The organism is Mesorhizobium sp. M1143 (genome assembly GCF_040318435.1).
Classification (GTDB): domain Bacteria; phylum Pseudomonadota; class Alphaproteobacteria; order Rhizobiales; family Rhizobiaceae; genus Mesorhizobium.
The window spans coordinates 80,774-96,672 of record NZ_JAMYMJ010000003.1 but is presented as its reverse complement, the minus strand read 5'-3'; the positions used below and the strand labels follow the sequence as shown (position 1 = coordinate 96,672).

Below are 15,899 nucleotides of genomic sequence, written 5' to 3'. Positions count from 1 at the left end.
CAGAAACGAACGCGCCGCGTCATTTTTTCCTGAAATGCCTCCGTCGTGAAGGTCGCTTCGTCGCAGGCCCTTGAGGAAGAGGTAGCCGGGCGCGGACGCTTGCTTTAAAAGCATCGCTTCCCACCGACTGTGAGGCAGACCATGGCACTGAGAGCCGACGACCTGATCGACCGCCGCCGCTTGCGGCGCAAGCTGACCTTCTGGCGCGGCGCCGCCATTGCCGTCGTGGCCCTTGGGGTGATTGCGCTTGCAAGCTGGTTCTATGGCGGCGACCTCGGCGGTTCTTCCGTCGACCACATCGCCAAGGTCAGGATCGAAGGCACAATCACCGAAGACGAGGAACTGATCAAGCGGCTGGAAACCATCCGCACGTCCTCGCAGGTCAAGGGCGTCATCCTGGCGATCGATTCGCCCGGCGGCACCACGGTCGGCGGCGAATCGATCTACGAGGAGGTGCGCAAGCTTGCCGCCGACAAGCCGGTGGTGGCCGAGGTCGGCACGCTGGCCGCATCGGCCGGCTACATGATCGCCAGTGCCAGCGACCATATCGTTGCCCGCAAGACGTCGATCGTCGGCTCGATCGGTGTGCTCATCCAGTATCCCGATGTCAGCGGTCTGATGGACAAGGTCGGCATCAAGCTCGAGGAAGTGAAATCCTCGCCGCTGAAGGCATCGCCCTCGCCCTTCAAGCCGACCAATGAAGACGAGCGAGCCATGGTCCGCAAGCTCATCCTCGACAGCTATGACTGGTTCGTCGGCATCGTCGCCGAGCGCCGCAAAATGACCCGCGATCAGGCACTGGCCCTTGCCGACGGCTCGATCTTCACCGGCCGCCAGGGCCTTGCCAACGGTCTGATCGACGCTGTCGGCGGCGAGAGCGTGGCGATCGACTGGCTGGCGACCAAGGGTGTCGACGCCAAGCTCAAGGTGGTGGAATGGAAGGACACCGAGCGGCGTGGCGGCTTCCTGTTCTCGAAAGCAATAGCGCGCAGCGTCGGCAGCGCGCTCGGCCTGTCGGAGGCCGGCAGCGACGTGCTTCACGAAATTGGCGCGGATCGCTTGTTTCTTGACGGTCTCGTTTCCGTCTGGCACCCTTGATCTGCCGGTTGGGGCGAGTAAAAAAGCAAATAAAATCATCCTGATAATTTGACCGCAGCGCTTTCACGGGGACCTTTCTGATGATCAAATCCGAGCTTGTGCAGATCATTGCCACGCGCAACCCGCATCTTTTCCTGCGCGACGTCGAAAACATCGTGGGAGCGATCTTCGACGAGATCACCGATGCCCTGGCGGAAGGCAATCGGGTCGAGTTGCGTGGCTTCGGCGCTTTTTCGGTGAAGAATCGCCCTGCCCGCACCGGCCGCAACCCGCGCACCGGCGAATCCGTCGAGGTCGAGGAGAAGTGGGTGCCGTTCTTCAAGACCGGAAAGGAATTGCGTGAAAGGCTGAATGGCGGCAAGTAGGCGCGGACCACGCGCCGACCTTATCAAGGCCTGCCTTCTCCAGGGAATCTCTATGTTGAACCGCTTCATACTTATCGTGGTCTTCGTGCCGCTCGCCGTCATCCTGATTGCGCTGGCCGTCGCCAACCGCGAGCTGGTCGCCTTCACGCTCGACCCGTTCAACCCCGGCAATCCGAAACTGACGCTGACCTTGCCGCTGTTCATCTTCCTGTTCGTGGCGCTCGCCATCGGCATGGTCGTCGGCAGCCTAGCGACCTGGGTCAAGCAGGGCCGCTACCGCAAGCTGGCGCGCCAGCGCGGGGTCGAGGCCGAGAATTTGCGCCAGGCGGTCAGCCGGGTACCCGCCGCACTGCAAGGCTCGGGCCAGGGTCCGGCGCTGCCGAAGCCAACGGCCTGAAGCCGAAGCTTTTGTCTTCGCGGAGTTTTGCATGCTGACCATTTCGGCCGACGCTGTCGACCAGGCGCTGACCTTTCCCGGGCTGGTCGAGACATTGCGCGCGGCCTTCCGCGAGGGTGCTGTGCAACCCGTCCGCCATCATCACGGAGTCGAACGGCCCGACGGTGCCACTTCCACGCTGCTGTTGATGCCGGCGTGGACCGACTTCCATGCGGCCGGCACGTCGGTCGGCGGTCATATCGGCGTCAAGATCGTCACCGTATCGCCCGACAACAACGCCATCGGCAAACCGGCGGTGATGGGGCTCTATCTCCTGCTCAACGGCGCCACCGGTGAGCCCGAAGCGCTGATCGACGGCCAACGGCTGACACAGTGGCGCACCGCTTGCGCCTCGGCGCTGGCCGTCTCCTATCTCGCCCGCGAGGACGCATCGCGGCTTCTGGTGGTCGGCGCCGGCGCGCTGTCGCCGTTCCTCGCCAAGGCGCACTCCGCGGTGCGGCCGATCAAGACCATCCGCATCTGGAACCGCACGCCCGCCAATGCCGAAAAGGTCGCGGCTGATTTGCGCGCGGACGGTTTCAACGCCGAGGCCGCAAGCGATCTCGACGCCGAACTCGCCGAGGCCGACATCGTCTCATCGGCGACGATCACGACGACGCCGCTGGTCAAGGGTGCGCTGCTCAAGCGGGGCGCGCATGTCGATCTGGTCGGCGGCTTCACGCCGCCCATGCGCGAGAGCGACGACGACGCGACCGCGCGCGCCCGCGTCTATGTCGACACCCGCGCCGGCGCCACCAAGGAAGCCGGCGACATCGTCCAGCCGCTCGCCTCCGGCGTGCTGAAGCCGGAAGCCATCGTCGCCGATCTGCATGAGCTGGCGCGCGGGGAAAAACAGGGCCGGCAGAGCCCCACTGAGGTCACGCTGTTCAAGTCGGTCGGCGCCGCCCTCGAAGACCTTGCCACCGGCATTGCCGTCTACAACGCGCTCAAGCAGTAGCGTCTGCCTGCACCGGCGCCGGCGCCGTTCCTGAGGCCAAACTTCCTGACCGCCTCCGCGCTGCCCGCGCCTTGGTCCCATCCAAACATTAGGCGTAGAAGACCAAGCGACTGAGAAGCGTGGGGAAGCGGAACGGCGGCTTTCGGGCCAAATCGCCGCTTCGCGTACGTCAGTGGTGACCGACAAATCTACGGGCGTTTGAAAGAAACTAGAATTGTGAAAGCGAGGAGACCCAAGCCAACGCTTATTGGTACGGCTCTTGGCGAAATCCAGTCCATGAGTGACCCGGTTCCAGTCGATCCCATAACGCTGCCTATGGAGTAGGCCAAAGAAAAGCTAGCAGTTCCGGCTACTAACATCCCGCCCTCGAAGCGCTCGCCCAAGATTGTGAGGGCACAAGTGCTCAAGGCGAATGTTGCAACGCCGATTATAGCGAACACCACCAGGATAGCGGCCTCGGATTGCAAAAACGGGATTGCCAGGAACGCGACCGCTCCTAAAAGGCCGCAGCAGATCGTCACACCGGCACGCGATGTCTTGTCCAGCAACCATCCGACCAGAGGCTGGGCAAACGCGGTGGGAAGTGACAGCACGGTAATGGCGTATGCTGCGAAAGCTTCGGAGTGGCCGACGCGAACGAAGTAGACCGCCATGCCTGAAATCGCAGCAATATCGGCAAAGCCGAAGGCCAATTCGATCAGAACCAGAATGGGTGCGGCGCTGATAAATCGGAGCAGCGCGCCTGCCGGCGCGCGTTCAGGCAACGTCGGCTAAAGTTCCCGGCGATCCGCCGCTTTGAGGCAACGGCAGAGCATCTCGAATGTCTCGGAAGCTGCCGCTACCATGGTAGGAATGGCCGGTCAGTCGGCCTTCATGGCAGCGCCCATCGCCTCGGCGATCAGCGCGAAATCATGCGCCGTAATTTCGAACAGCCCAAAGCGCAGTTGATAACCCCAGTTCGATTTGCCCGCGGTGAAGTCGAGCTGCTCGAGCAGCGGCTTGATCGGCGCCTCCTCGGCCTTGGCCCATTCGACATCCCTGCGGAACGGCGTGAAGCCACCGCCCATGTCGCCCTGGTAAGGCTCGCCTTCGCGCACGGTGCCGATTGCCGTGAAGGCCTGCAGGCCGTCCTTCTCGCGCAGAATTGTGGTCGGCGAGTAGTAGATGATGCCGTCGCCGGGCTTGATGCGGCGCAAAGGTGCCGCCTTGCCGTGGTTGACCTGCATGAAGCCGGCCTCGCGGCCGCGCCGGACATGTTCGGCGGAAGCGACCGCGATCCAGTGCGCACTCATTTCTGTTCTCCATTGGCCTGTTCCCCATTGGCCTGTTCTCCGTCGTTCAGCCAGTAGACGCGCAGCCGGTGCTTGTCGGGATCGAGCGCAACGAAGGTGCGGCCGAAGTCCATGTCGGTCGGCGTCTGCAGAACGGTCAAGCCGCGTCCTGCCCAGTCCGTGTAGGCGGCGTCCACCGCATCAGGCCGGTCCAACGCGAAGACGAGCTCCGCACCGCCGCCCGCGGCCGACGGCTCCACCGTGTGGCGCGACCACAGGCCGAGCTTGAAGCCATTGTCGAGCACGAACAGCACGAAGGTCGGCGACGTCTCCACCGGCTGGCGTCCCAGCAGCGCACCGTAGAAGGCGCCGCTCCGCTCCGGGCTGTCGACATAAAGGATGACGAAATTAGGGGTGTTCATGTCTGCTCTCCAGGTTTCGATTGGAGGAGCATAGGTGACCCCACTGTCAGATTCTGGCAGCAGCGTCTTGTGGGCGCGTGGAAAGGAGCATTAAGCGCCAGGCTGGCGCTCCGGTGCGTCCAGCGTCGCGCGCCATTCCTTCAGCAGCGCCTGCCGACGACGCGGATAGCGGATATCCGTGGTGTTGAGCCCCGACATCCGGTCGGCGCGAAAATGTCTGAAATCCTGCCGCGTCTCGCACCAGGCCACCACCACCCGCACCTTGTCGAAAAAGCCGAGCGCGAATGGCCAGATCAAGCGCTCGGAGGCGGCGCCGCCGGCATCGCGGTAAAGAAAGCCGAGTTTTCTCTCGTTGCGGATCGCCTGGCGCATCAGGCCAAGGTCGATGCTTTCGACAGCATCGCCGTGCGGCCCGACCAAAAGCGCGGTCGCATCGAGGTCCTCGCGCAGATCATCCGGCAGCACAGCGGCGATCTTGGCCAGCGCGTCGGTGGCGGCGGCCGACAGCCGCTTGTCCGGTTGTCTGGCAACCCAACGCGATCCCAGAACGATGGCCTCGATCTCCTCGTCGGTGAACATCAGTGGCGGCAGCATGAAGCCGGGTTTCAGCACATAGCCCAGCCCAGCCTCGCCCTCGATCGGCGCGCCTTGCCCCTGCAGCGTGGCAATGTCGCGGTAGAGCGTTCGGATCGAAACGTCCATCTCGCCGGCAAGCGTGCGACCGCTCACCGGCCGGCGATGCCGGCGCAGGATCTGGATCAGGTCGAGCAGGCGTTCGGAACGGGACATGATTCGAGATTTGCCTGTTTCCTCAGCGAGGTCCACCACCTCAGACATTCGCACGCTCGACCATTTTGTTTGCGCAGCCGGTGACCCTATGTCAAAAGCGGCCTGCCGCCTCCGGAGACGCTCCTGCTTGAAGTCCTTTCGCGACAAACGCCGCGACAACCGTCCGCCCGCAAAGGGCAGGACCGAACAGGCGCGGCCGCTGCCGGGCACCGTACCAGTCCGACCCGAAGCCAGACAGCAACGCCACGAAACAAAACCGGACGACCGGTCTGATCCGAAGCCCGCCCCCCGTATCCTGGCGCGTCGCGAAGGCATCCTGCCCACTGAGTGCCTGCCGGTGATCCTCGAAGTGGCGGCCAATCAGGATTATGCACTGCTCGACAGCGGCGCCGGCGAGAAGCTCGAACAATACGGCCCCTACCGCATCGTGCGGCCCGAGGGACAGGCGATCTGGCAAAAGGCCTTGCCCGCCAGGGACTGGGACCGAGCCGACGCCATCTTCACCGGCGACACCGACGAGGAAGGCATCGGCCGCTGGCGGTTCCCGAAGGTACCGCTGGGCGAGACCTGGCCGATGAAGCATGACGGCATCGACTATCTCGGCCGCTTCACCTCGTTTCGCCATGTCGGCGTCTTCCCCGAGCAGGCTTCGCACTGGGACCATATGGCCAGCCTGATCGCGGCGGCCAAGCGCCCGGTCAAGGTGCTGAACCTGTTCGGCTATACCGGGCTCGCATCTCTCGTAGCCGCCCGTGCCGGCGCCGAGGTCACCCATGTCGATGCCTCCAAGAAGGCGGTCGGCTGGGCGCGCGAAAACCAGGAAATGGCCGGTCTCGGCAGCAAGCCGATCCGCTGGATCGTTGACGATGCAGTGAAATTCGCCGAGCGCGAAGAGCGCCGCGGCAGCCGCTACGACATCATCCTGTTCGACCCGCCCGCCTATGGCCGCGGCCCCAAGGGCGAGGTCTGGCAGTTGTTCGAGGACCTGCCCGGCCTGACCGATCTTTGCCGCGCGATTCTGACGCCGAAACCGCTCGCCGTGGTGCTGACCGCCTATTCCATCCGCGCCTCCTTCTTCGCCATCCATGCCTTGATGCGCGACACCTTTGCCGGCATGGGCGGCACGGTTGAATCAGGCGAACTGATCATCCGCGAGCAATCCGCCGGCCGGGCGCTGTCGACATCGCTGTTTTCGCGCTGGGTGGCCTGAATGCCCGGGAGACCTGAATGCCCGGGAGTCCCGAATGAATGAGCGGCACGCAGGTGCGCCCGGGCAGGTCAAGGAAGTCACCAGCCTTGCCAATCCGCTGATCAAGGACATCAAGGCGCTCGCCCAGAAGAAATTCCGCGACCAGCAGAACGCCTTCATGGCCGAAGGGCTGAAGCTGGTCATCGACGCCCTCGACCTCGGCTGGTCGATCAGGACGCTGGTTTTCGCCAAGGCCGGACGCGGCAATGCGGCGGTCGAAAAGGTGGCGGCGCGCACGGTTGCCGCCGGCGGCACCGTGCTGGAAGTGTCCGAAAAAGTGCTGGTCGCCATCACTCGCCGCGACAATCCGCAAATGGTGGTCGGCGTCTTCCGGCAAAAACTGCTGCCGCTAAGAGACATCCGCGCTCACGACGGCGACGTCTGGGTGGCGCTCGACCGGGTGCGCGATCCCGGCAATCTCGGCACCGTCATCCGCACCGTCGATGCCGTCGGCGCCAAGGGCGTCATCCTGGTCGGCGAGACTACCGATCCTTTTTCTGTCGAGACCGTGCGCGCCACCATGGGCTCGATCTTCGCCGTGCCGGTGACCAAGGCGACGCCGGAAGCATTTCTGGCTTGGCGAAACAGCTTCTCGGGCCTGGTGGTCGGCACCCACCTGAAGGGTGCGGTCGACTACCGCTCGGTCGATTTCTCCCGAGGACCGGTGCTCTTGATGATGGGCAATGAGCAGCAGGGCCTGCCCGACAATCTGGCGGAAAGCTGCGACCGGCTGCTGCGGATTCCGCAGGCCGGCCGCGCCGATTCACTCAATTTGGCGGTCGCCACCGGAATCATGCTGTTCGAGATTCGGCGCGGAGCGCTGAAACTTGCCCCCGAGGACGCCACATCGTGAAATCATGGTCTCCCTATGCGCTGCTGGTGGTGGTGGCAATCGCGCTCGACCAGTGGATAAAGCATCTGATCGAGACCGGCCTCGGCTTCCAGGAAAAGCTCGACATGGTGCCATTCCTGGCGCTGTTTCGCACCTACAATACCGGCATCGCCTTCTCGATGTTCTCGTCCTTCGGCGACACCGGCCTGGTCGTCATCGCGGTCGTGGTCGTTGCCTTTGTGCTTTACCTCGCAACGCGCACCCCCGCCGGCCATGTGCTGGCCCGCATCGGCTTTGCATTGATCATCGGCGGTGCGATCGGCAATCTGATCGACCGCGCCGTCTACGGCCACGTCATCGACTATATATTGTTCCACACGCCGGTATGGTCCTTCGCCGTCTTCAACCTCGCCGATGCCTTCATTTCGGTCGGCGCGGCGCTGGTCGTCTTCGACGAGTTCATAGGCTGGCGGCGCGAGGCCAAGCCGCAAGGCCCAGAAGCCTGACGGCCCGACTCTTTTGACCAATTGACCTCGCCGGACGGTCGCCGCACAGTTCGGCCAGAGCCAGCCAATGCCGACCGCCAGCCTTTGCGAAGCCGAGGAGAAGAGATGCCTGAAACCTTCAAAGCCATCCTCGTTTCGCGCGACGCCGAAAAGAAACAGTCGGTGGAGGTCGTCGATTTCGGCGAAGCCGATCTGATGGAAGGCGACGTAACCGTCGCGGTCGAGGCGACGACGGTCAACTACAAGGACGGGCTGGCCATCACTGGGAAAGCGCCAGTGATCCGCCGCTGGCCGCTGGTGCCGGGCATCGATTTCGCCGGAACCGTCCTCTCCTCATCGCATGCCGACTGGCGCAAGGGCGACAAGGTCATCCTCAATGGCTGGGGCGTCGGCGAGACGCATTTCGGCGCCTATGCCGGGCGCGCCCGCGTCAACGGCGACTGGCTGGTGCCGTTGCCCGACGGCATCAGCGCGCACGATGCGATGGCGGTCGGCACCGCCGGCTATACGGCCATGCTCAGCGTCATGGCGCTGGAGCGGCACGGCATCCTGCCGGATCGCGGCCCGGTGGTGGTGACGGGTGCAGCCGGCGGCGTTGGGTCGGTCGCGGTCTCGATCCTGTCCAGCCTTGGCTATCACGTCATCGCCTCGACCGGCCGCAACGCCGAAAGCTCCTATCTGATCGACCTCGGTGCCGCCGAAGTGATTTCGCGCGAGGAACTCTCCCAGCCGGCCAAGCCGCTGGCCAAGGAGCGCTGGGCCGGCGGCATCGATGCCGTCGGCAGCCACACGCTGGCCAATGTGCTGTCGATGACCGCCTATGGCGGCGCGGTCGCCGCCTGCGGCCTGGCGGGTGGCATGGATCTGCCGTCGAGCGTCGCCCCGTTCATCCTGCGCGGCGTCTCGCTGCTCGGCATCGATTCGGTGATGGCGCCCAAGGCCGTGCGCCTCGAAGCCTGGCGCCGCATCGGCAGCGATCTCGATCTGCAAAAGCTCGCCGGCCTGTCGACGACCATCGGCTTCGACGACATCATCGCCGCCGCCCACGACATCGTCGAGGGCAAGATCAGGGGGCGCATGGTCGTGGATATGTGAGGCCCCGAAGCCGCCAGAACGGGCGGCAAAAATGCATGACCGCTAAAATTCGAACGATCCGCCGCGCTTTTCCATAATCTCTATCTGGCAAGGATTTCCGCATGATCGCGGAGTCCGCCAGGAAAGAGAAGAGCCACGCCGAAAGCATCGACGGGCCGAACCCGGCGACGCCCAAGCGGCAGCATGTTGCTGCGCCGCCGCTGGCGCCGGATTTTCCGCGCGCCACGCACGAGGGCCTGCTGTTCCTGACGGTCGTCGCCAGCGTCGTGCTGGCGGGCCTGTCTCACCTCACCGGCGCGCCGATCTTCATCACGTTCGGTCTGCTGGCGACCGGCCTTGCCGGCGTCGCCATGCACCTGCGCAACCGCCGCACCGTCCACCGCGCGACGGCCTTGCTCGACGAAACCGCCGCCCGCAGCCGCGCCGAGATCGAGACGCTGGCCGACCGCATGTGGGAGATGCAGGAGAGCGAGGAGCGTTTTCGCGGGCTGATCGATGCGCTCGGCGATCTCGTCGTCCACCGCGACCGCGACGGCCACATCGTCTATGCGAACATGGTTTTCGCCGGCCTCGTCGGAACCGATCAGCGCGACCTTGCCGGCAGGACTCTGGCCGACCTCGGCATCGATGTCGGTATCGTTCCCGACGCCGCCTTTTCCGATCATGAATGCCTGAGTTCCACCGACGTCTCCATACGTACCCCGAACGGTCCGCGCTGGTTCTCGTGGATCGAACTGTCGGTGCGCGACAAGGATAGCGGCGCCGTCTCGCACCGGGCGATTGCCCGTGACATCACCGCCCGCAAGCGCGCCGAATCCTCGTTGATCACCGCGCGTGAGCGCGCCGAATATGCCAGCCAGGCCAAGTCGCGCTTCCTCGCCACCGTCAGCCATGAGATCCGCACGCCGATGAACGGCATCATGGGCATGGCCAAGCTTCTGGCTGACACCAATCTGTCGCCCGAGCAGCGCACCTATGTCGGCGCTGTCTCGACCTCGGCCAGCGCCCTTTTGGCGCTCATCGAGGATTTGCTCGACTATTCCAAGATCGAGGCCGGCCGTTTCGACCCGGAGCCGCAGCCGACATCGCTGCGCGAAATCGCCGACAACATCATCGAACTGATGGCGGCGAAAGCCTTCGCCAAGAACATCGGCCTCGGCTGTCATGTCGAGCCCGACGTGCCACAGATGATCATGGCCGATCCGGGAAGAGTCAGGCAGGTGCTGCTCAACCTGATCGGCAATGCGATCAAGTTCACCGACACCGGCGGCGTGCTGGTTTCGGTTGCACGGGCCCGCACCGAGACCAGCGACCGCATCTGCTTCACCGTCGCCGACACCGGCCCTGGCCTGCGCGAAGAGGATATGGAGCGCATCTTCGAGGAGTTCGAACAGTCCGACGGCACCTCGACCCGCACCCATGGGGGCGCCGGCCTCGGTCTGGCCATATCGAGGCGCCTGGTCGCCGCCATGGGCGGTGCCATTTCGGTGTCGAGCCGGCTTGGCGAGGGATCGGAATTCGTCTTCGAGATCCCGGCTGCAGGAGCAACCGAAGCACCGCAGAACCGGCAGAACATCCTGGCCGGCCGGCGCGCCGTGATCGTGTCGAAGAACGCCGTCGAGGCCGACGCCATCGCCCGCACCATCCGCGCCCATGGCGGCGCCGTCGAGGTCGCCGCAACCGCTTCCCAGGCGACGCCCTTCGCCGAACATTGCGATGTGCTGTTGATCGACGCGGCCCTGGAGGACGGCGACGGCAGACTGCTCAAGCGCCTGCGCCAGAGTGGCTTTGCCGATTGCGAGGCGATCACGCTGATCGCGCCGACCGACCGCGGCATGCTTGGCGAATTCCGCACCAACGGCTACGCCACCTTCCTGGCGAGGCCGGTGCGCGGCGAAACCCTGCTGCGCATGCTGCTGACCAGTCATGCCTCTGCCTTGCCGCCGCCCAAGCCGGAAAAGACCGGTGCGTCCTCGCTTCGTGCCCATGGCGGGCGCCAGCAAGGTTTGTCGGTGCTGATCGCCGAAGACAACGACATCAACGCCATGCTTGCCCGCGCCACGCTTTTGAAGGCGGGACATCGCGTGAAAGTGGTCGGCAATGGCAAGGCCGCGGTCGAGGCGGTGACCGAAGCCGGGCTGAAAAATCGCTTCGATGTGGTGCTGATGGATTTGCACATGCCGGTCATGGACGGGCTGGACGCGATCGCCGCCATCCGCCGCCACGAGGAGGAAATGGCTGTGCCGCCGGTTCCGATCATGGTGCTTTCGGCCGACAGCCAGGAAAAGACCCGCCACACCGTGCTCGCCCATGGCGCCAGCGGCTTTGTCACCAAGCCGCTCGATCCCGACGCGCTGGTCCATGCCGTCGAGGGCCAGGTGGCCGCCTGAATTCATGTCGCTCAAAAGTGGCCCCGGTTTTGAGAAGACGACATGCACAAAACAAAGACTTGAAGCGCGTCGCGTGAATCGTCCCAGCGCGACGCGCTTCAAGGCGACGCTGGCGCAATCCTCTCGTCACGTAGGTAGCCGAATGAGGGTTTTCGCCAGCCGACGAAGTATTGCCCGTCGCGCCGTATCACGGTACTGTCACAATCCTGTTGCACCTACACCGTATCCCCGTGCCAAGAGGGATGGCTCGAAGGAGAATCACTCGTGCATACAGTTATGCCGGAATGTGACACTCGGCCCAGCGCAGGCGGCGCTTTGCTCGCCGCGCGGAACGCCGATGCCGTCGCAACAGGCGCACCGCTGGGCCGTATCGGCAATCTCGAAGTGCGGCTTGCCCGCAATGAGGCCGAGATCGCCGCCGCGCAGGAAGTGCGCTACCGGGTGTTTTATGACGAGCTTGGCGCCAGGAAGGACCTGTTCCAGGCGCAGGACCGGCGCGACGCCGACCGCTTCGACCCGCTGTGCGACCATCTGCTGGTGCTTGACACCTCGATCTCCGGCCCCGAGCATCGCCGCATCGTCGGCACTTACCGCCTGCTGCGGCAAGAGATTGCGGCGACCGCCGGCGGCTTCTATTCCGAAGGCGAGTTCGAACTGACCAAGCTGATCGCCCGCCATCCCGGCCAGCGCTTCCTTGAGCTCGGCCGCTCCTGCGTGCTGCCGGAATACCGCTCGAAGCGCACCATCGAGGCGCTGTGGCAAGGCATCTGGGCCTACATCAACCACTATGAGATCGGCGTGATGACCGGTTGTGCCTCGTTCCCTGGCACGGTGCCGGCTGCACATGCCGAGGCGCTCACCTACCTTGCCCATCACTGCCGGACCAACTCCGCCTGGGATGTGCGGGCGGTCTCCGGGCGCTATTGCTCGATGGACCTGATGCCGATCGAGGCGGTCAACGCCAAGGCGGCGATTGCGGCCATGCCGCCGTTGGTCAAGGGCTATCTGCGCGTCGGCGCCCGCATCGGCGACGGCTGCGTCATCGACCGTGAGTTCTCCACCGTCGATGTGTTCGTGGTGATGCCGGTCAAGGAAATCGGCGCCCGCTACGTCAACTATTATGGCGGGGAAGCGCAGCGCTTTGCGGCGTGAGGCAGTAGGCAGTAGGCAGTAGGCAGTAGGCAGTAGTGAAGGCTGCCGCGAATTGCTGACTACCGACTATTCCCTATTCCCTATTCCCTATTCCCTAATCCCTCTCCCTACGGAATATCCTCCGGTCGCCGTCCCGGGCGGCTCTTGTAGGACGGAAAGGTCCAGCCGAATTTCAGCGCGCCGCCGCGCACCAGGAAAGCCGCGACGAAGCCGGCGACATCCGAGGCGAGCGGCGGCAGGCCGGCAAGATCGCCAAGTGTGTAGAGGCCGGCGCCCGCGAGTGCGGCGGTGACGTAGATTTCGGGCCTGAGCAGCACCGATGGCTCGCCGGCCAGCAGATCGCGCAGGATGCCGCCAAATGTGGCGGTCAACACGCCCATAACAACGGAGACGACCGGCGAGCCGGTGATGGCCAGCCCCTTGGCCGCGCCCATTACGGAAAAGGCCGCCAATCCGATGGCGTCGAGCCAGAGCAGCCATTTCCAGCGGGATTCGACGCGGTGGGCGATGAAGAAGACCAGCACCGCAACCGCCGCGCAAACCAGCACATAGCCGGAGTTGGCGACCCAAAAGACGGGCAGGTTGAGGATGACGTCGCGAAGCGTGCCGCCGCCAATGCCGGTGACGCTGGCCAGAAACAGGAAGCCGATAATGTCGAGCTGCTTGCGCGAAGCCGCCAACGCCCCGGTCGCGGCAAAGACGGCGACGCCAGCATAGTCGAGGAGGTCGATGGGTGTCAGGGACATGAGGTAGTAGGGATTGGGAATTAGGGAAAGTATGAATAACACGAAGCCGCGCGATTGATACGCCTGCCCCTATTCCCTATTCCCTATTCCCTATTCCCTATTCCCTATTCCCTATTCCCTACTGCCTACCCTACTCACGCATCCTTCTCGGCCTGCTCGTTCACCGGCCCCGGCTCGACCGGCGCTTCGGTGGCCGCGATCTTGGGGCCGCCCTTGGCGACCCCGACCATGGCCGGCCGCAGCACGCGCTCGCCGATCGAATAGCCCGGCTGCACGACCTGGACGACGGTGTTGGCCGGCACATCGGGATTGGGCACTTCGAACATCGCCTGGTGGAAATTCGGGTCGAACTTCTCACCTTCCGGTTCGAGCTTCTTCACCCCATGCCGTTCCAGCGTCGACAGCATGGCGCGCTCGGTGATCTCGACGCCGTCGATCAGCGCCTTGAAGCCGGCATCTCCGGCCGCTTTCGCCTCGGCGGGGATAGCATCGAGCGCGCGGCGCAGATTGTCCGACACCGACAGCATGTCGCGGGCGAAATTGGCCACCGCATAGGCGCGCGCATCATGCACGTCGCGGGCGGTGCGGCGGCGCAGATTCTCCATCTCGGCCGCGACCCGCAGCGCGCGGTCCTTCAGCTCCTCGTTTTCCTTCAGCAGCCGCACCAGCGCTTCATAGTCGCCGTCGATGCCGCCTTGCATGCGCTCGGCCTCGGCCGTTTCGATATCCTCGGGCGCGCGTTCGTCTTTTGTCTGGTCGCTCATCGCCATTTCCCGTCATTCGAATGGTTTGGATTTGCGCCCGATATCGAGGTTTGGCGGCCAAAAATCAAGGGGCAAGCCCAGGAGGACGCCCAACAGCAGGCAATGTTGCGGGCTGCCCGTCGGACTTGGTGCGGGACGCAAAGACGTTCAAAATTAATTCAAACTTTACCGTAACGGCAGCCTTTGCTTGCCAATACCCCGCTATGGGGAACCATTCAAAGCTTGGAGGAGTTTTGAAACCGACACAGGATTTGAGACAATGGACCGCAATACTGGCAACAGAAGCGAAGAGCTCGCCGCCGACATCAGGCGCCAGTTCGGCACCGAGGCGACGACGCGCTTCTTGCGCACCTTGCCGGCCTTCCGCACCGAGGCCGACATTCCCGCCCGTTTCCGGGATCTGCTCGACCGGCTGGACGGCATAGAAGCCAGCATGGCCGGCGGCCAACGCCGTCAATAGCGATGCTATCGCGCGACAATTACGCGCAGTAATTTTGCGTGAGCTTTTCCTTGCGGCAGCGGGACGCCCCGCCTATGCTTCCTGATGAACATGATTTCCCCCGAGACGGCCGCCAACAGCAAGCGCGCCTGGTTGAAGATCCTGGCGCGCTACAAGAAGCCCGACCGGCGACGCAGCACTCTTGAACTCGCCATCACCCTTATTCCTTTCGTTACGCTGTGGGCGCTGTCTTCGGCAGCCTATTCCTATGGCCACTGGTGGGGCTTGATCCTGATCCTTCCCGCCGCCGGTTTTCTGGTGCGGATCTTCATGATCCAGCACGATTGCGGCCACGGCTCCTTCTTCGCCAACCGCACTGCCGACGACTGGATCGGCCGCGCGCTCGGCGTGCTGACGCTGACCCCTTACGATTGCTGGCGGCGCGCGCACGCCACCCATCACGCCAGCGCCGGCAATCTTGACGAGCGCGGCATGGGCGATATCAGGACGTTGACGGTTGCTGAATACCGGCAGCTGTCTTGGCGGGGACGCCTTGCCTATCGTCTCTACCGCCATCCCCTGGTGATGTTCGGCCTTGGCCCGATCTGGCTGTTCATCGTCGAGCAGAGGCTGCCGGTCGGCATGATGCGCGGCGGCCTGACGCCCTGGGTGTCGTCGATGACCACCAATCTCGGCATCGCGGTCGCGGCAGCGCTGCTTATCTGGCTGGTCGGCCCCGGCGCTTTCCTGATCGTCCATTTGCCGATCGTGATCCTGGCCGGATCGGCCGGAATCTGGCTGTTCTACGTCCAGCACCAGTTCGAGGAGACGGAATGGGCGAAGGACGAAGAGTGGGAATTCCAGCGTGCCGCCCTGCACGGCTCGTCCTATTATGATTTGCCGCCGGTGCTGAACTGGTTCACCGGCAATATCGGCGTCCATCACGTGCACCATCTCTCGGCCAAGGTGCCGGGCTACCGGCTGCAGGAAGTGCTGCGCGACTATCCCGAACTGCGCGGCATCGGCCGCGTCACGCTCCTCGACAGCCTGCGCTGCGTCAAGCTTGCGTTGTGGGACGAGAACCGCCGCAAGCTGGTCTCGTTTCGCGAAGCGCGGGCCTTGGCCTAAAAGCAATTCCAGCAAAGTGTGAGGCGGTTTTCCGGGCTTTCGCTTGGGAATTCCGTAAGACAAAGAAAGAAACCGCCGCACCGAAGGCGCGGCGGCATCTCCCAAAAACCGGCTCAGGCAGCCTTGCGCTCCTCGCGCATCCAGACCTTGCAGCCCTGATCATGTCAGGCGCCTTTTCGGCGATCATGATGGACGGTGCATTGGTGTTGCCGCCGATGAGCGCCGATTCCTCCCTCGCGCCCGGCGGATATTTCCGTCC

General features: G+C 64.1%; 18 protein-coding genes. 12 read left to right on the top strand and 6 right to left on the bottom strand.

Going from position 1 to position 15,899, the window contains the following annotated elements:
* The first annotated feature begins 141 nt into the window (after positions 1 to 141).
* The 4 genes from sppA (at position 142) to lhpI (ending at position 2,857) form a co-directional block, all read left to right on the top strand.
* Complete coding sequence (gene sppA, locus NKH35_RS03715) at positions 142 to 1,098, top strand: signal peptide peptidase SppA (protein WP_023820573.1); 957 nt, start codon at positions 142 to 144, stop codon at positions 1,096 to 1,098.
* 80 nt (positions 1,099 to 1,178) lie between these two features.
* Positions 1,179 to 1,463, top strand: a complete 285-nt coding sequence (locus tag NKH35_RS03710; protein WP_006200394.1) for an integration host factor subunit beta — start codon at positions 1,179 to 1,181, stop codon at positions 1,461 to 1,463.
* A 52-nt stretch (positions 1,464 to 1,515) separates the two neighbouring features.
* Positions 1,516 to 1,860 carry a DUF1049 domain-containing protein gene (locus NKH35_RS03705; RefSeq protein WP_352913388.1) on the top strand — a complete coding sequence of 115 codons (345 nt, stop codon included), beginning with the start codon at positions 1,516 to 1,518 and terminating at the stop codon, positions 1,858 to 1,860.
* 31 nt (positions 1,861 to 1,891) lie between these two features.
* Positions 1,892 to 2,857 (top strand): bifunctional Delta(1)-pyrroline-2-carboxylate/Delta(1)-piperideine-2-carboxylate reductase, encoded by a 966-nt coding sequence (gene lhpI, locus NKH35_RS03700; RefSeq protein ID WP_352913386.1) that lies wholly within the window; start codon positions 1,892 to 1,894, stop codon positions 2,855 to 2,857.
* Between the two features lie 188 nt (positions 2,858 to 3,045).
* On the opposite strand, the gene NKH35_RS03695 is transcribed toward lhpI, so the two are convergent.
* From NKH35_RS03695 to NKH35_RS03680, 4 genes are all read right to left on the bottom strand, one after another.
* Positions 3,046 to 3,621 carry an MFS transporter gene (locus NKH35_RS03695; protein ID WP_023824626.1) on the bottom strand — a complete coding sequence of 192 codons (576 nt, stop codon included), beginning with the start codon at positions 3,619 to 3,621 and terminating at the stop codon, positions 3,046 to 3,048.
* A gap of 96 nt (positions 3,622 to 3,717) precedes the next feature.
* On the bottom strand, positions 3,718 to 4,149 hold the full coding sequence (locus tag NKH35_RS03690; RefSeq protein WP_023698201.1) for an EVE domain-containing protein: 432 nt from the start codon (positions 4,147 to 4,149) through the stop codon (positions 3,718 to 3,720).
* On the bottom strand, positions 4,146 to 4,550 hold the full coding sequence (locus NKH35_RS03685; RefSeq protein WP_023824627.1) for a VOC family protein: 405 nt from the start codon (positions 4,548 to 4,550) through the stop codon (positions 4,146 to 4,148). Before NKH35_RS03685 ends, NKH35_RS03690 begins: the two co-directional genes overlap by 4 nt.
* A 90-nt stretch (positions 4,551 to 4,640) precedes the next feature.
* Positions 4,641 to 5,339, bottom strand: a complete 699-nt coding sequence (locus NKH35_RS03680; RefSeq protein WP_023824628.1) for a helix-turn-helix transcriptional regulator — start codon at positions 5,337 to 5,339, stop codon at positions 4,641 to 4,643.
* 127 nt (positions 5,340 to 5,466) lie between these two features.
* On the opposite strand from NKH35_RS03680, the gene NKH35_RS03675 reads away from it, so the two are divergent.
* The 6 genes from NKH35_RS03675 to olsB all read left to right on the top strand — a co-directional run bounded on the left by NKH35_RS03675 (position 5,467) and on the right by olsB (position 12,563).
* Positions 5,467 to 6,549 carry an RsmD family RNA methyltransferase gene (locus NKH35_RS03675; protein ID WP_023824629.1) on the top strand — a complete coding sequence of 361 codons (1,083 nt, stop codon included), beginning with the start codon at positions 5,467 to 5,469 and terminating at the stop codon, positions 6,547 to 6,549.
* 34 nt (positions 6,550 to 6,583) lie between these two features.
* Complete coding sequence (locus tag NKH35_RS03670; protein WP_023683061.1) at positions 6,584 to 7,441, top strand: TrmH family RNA methyltransferase; 858 nt, start codon at positions 6,584 to 6,586, stop codon at positions 7,439 to 7,441.
* Positions 7,438 to 7,926 (top strand): signal peptidase II, encoded by a 489-nt coding sequence (gene lspA / locus NKH35_RS03665; RefSeq protein WP_023712332.1) that lies wholly within the window; start codon positions 7,438 to 7,440, stop codon positions 7,924 to 7,926. The genes NKH35_RS03670 and lspA overlap by 4 nt, the downstream gene beginning before the upstream one ends.
* Positions 7,927 to 8,031: 105 nt before the next feature.
* A complete protein-coding gene (acuI, locus tag NKH35_RS03660) occupies positions 8,032 to 9,021 on the top strand; it encodes an acrylyl-CoA reductase (NADPH) (protein ID WP_023740833.1) in 990 nt (329 codons plus the stop codon).
* Positions 9,022 to 9,122: 101 nt separating this feature from the next.
* Positions 9,123 to 11,411: a response regulator gene (locus NKH35_RS03655; protein ID WP_023824630.1), complete on the top strand. Its 2,289-nt coding sequence runs from the start codon at positions 9,123 to 9,125 to the stop codon at positions 11,409 to 11,411.
* 276 nt (positions 11,412 to 11,687) lie between these two features.
* Complete coding sequence (olsB, locus tag NKH35_RS03650) at positions 11,688 to 12,563, top strand: l-ornithine N(alpha)-acyltransferase (protein ID WP_023683057.1); 876 nt, start codon at positions 11,688 to 11,690, stop codon at positions 12,561 to 12,563.
* Positions 12,564 to 12,670: 107 nt separating this feature from the next.
* Here olsB and NKH35_RS03645 read toward each other — a convergent pair whose 3' ends face one another.
* Together NKH35_RS03645 and grpE are read right to left on the bottom strand one after the other, a co-directional pair.
* The gene (locus tag NKH35_RS03645; protein WP_023744087.1) at positions 12,671 to 13,303 is read right to left on the bottom strand and encodes a trimeric intracellular cation channel family protein; all 633 of its coding nucleotides are present in this window, start codon (positions 13,301 to 13,303) and stop codon (positions 12,671 to 12,673) included.
* 140 nt (positions 13,304 to 13,443) lie between these two features.
* On the bottom strand, positions 13,444 to 14,073 hold the full coding sequence (gene grpE / locus NKH35_RS03640; protein ID WP_352913382.1) for a nucleotide exchange factor GrpE: 630 nt from the start codon (positions 14,071 to 14,073) through the stop codon (positions 13,444 to 13,446).
* 259 nt (positions 14,074 to 14,332) lie between these two features.
* Here grpE and NKH35_RS03635 point away from each other — a divergent pair, with 259 nt between their 5' ends.
* On the top strand, positions 14,333 to 14,533 hold the full coding sequence (locus NKH35_RS03635) for a hypothetical protein (RefSeq protein WP_023669766.1): 201 nt from the start codon (positions 14,333 to 14,335) through the stop codon (positions 14,531 to 14,533).
* Between the two features lie 84 nt (positions 14,534 to 14,617).
* Positions 14,618 to 15,640: a fatty acid desaturase gene (locus tag NKH35_RS03630; protein WP_352913380.1), complete on the top strand. Its 1,023-nt coding sequence runs from the start codon at positions 14,618 to 14,620 to the stop codon at positions 15,638 to 15,640.
* The last annotated feature ends 259 nt before the right edge of the window (positions 15,641 to 15,899 follow it).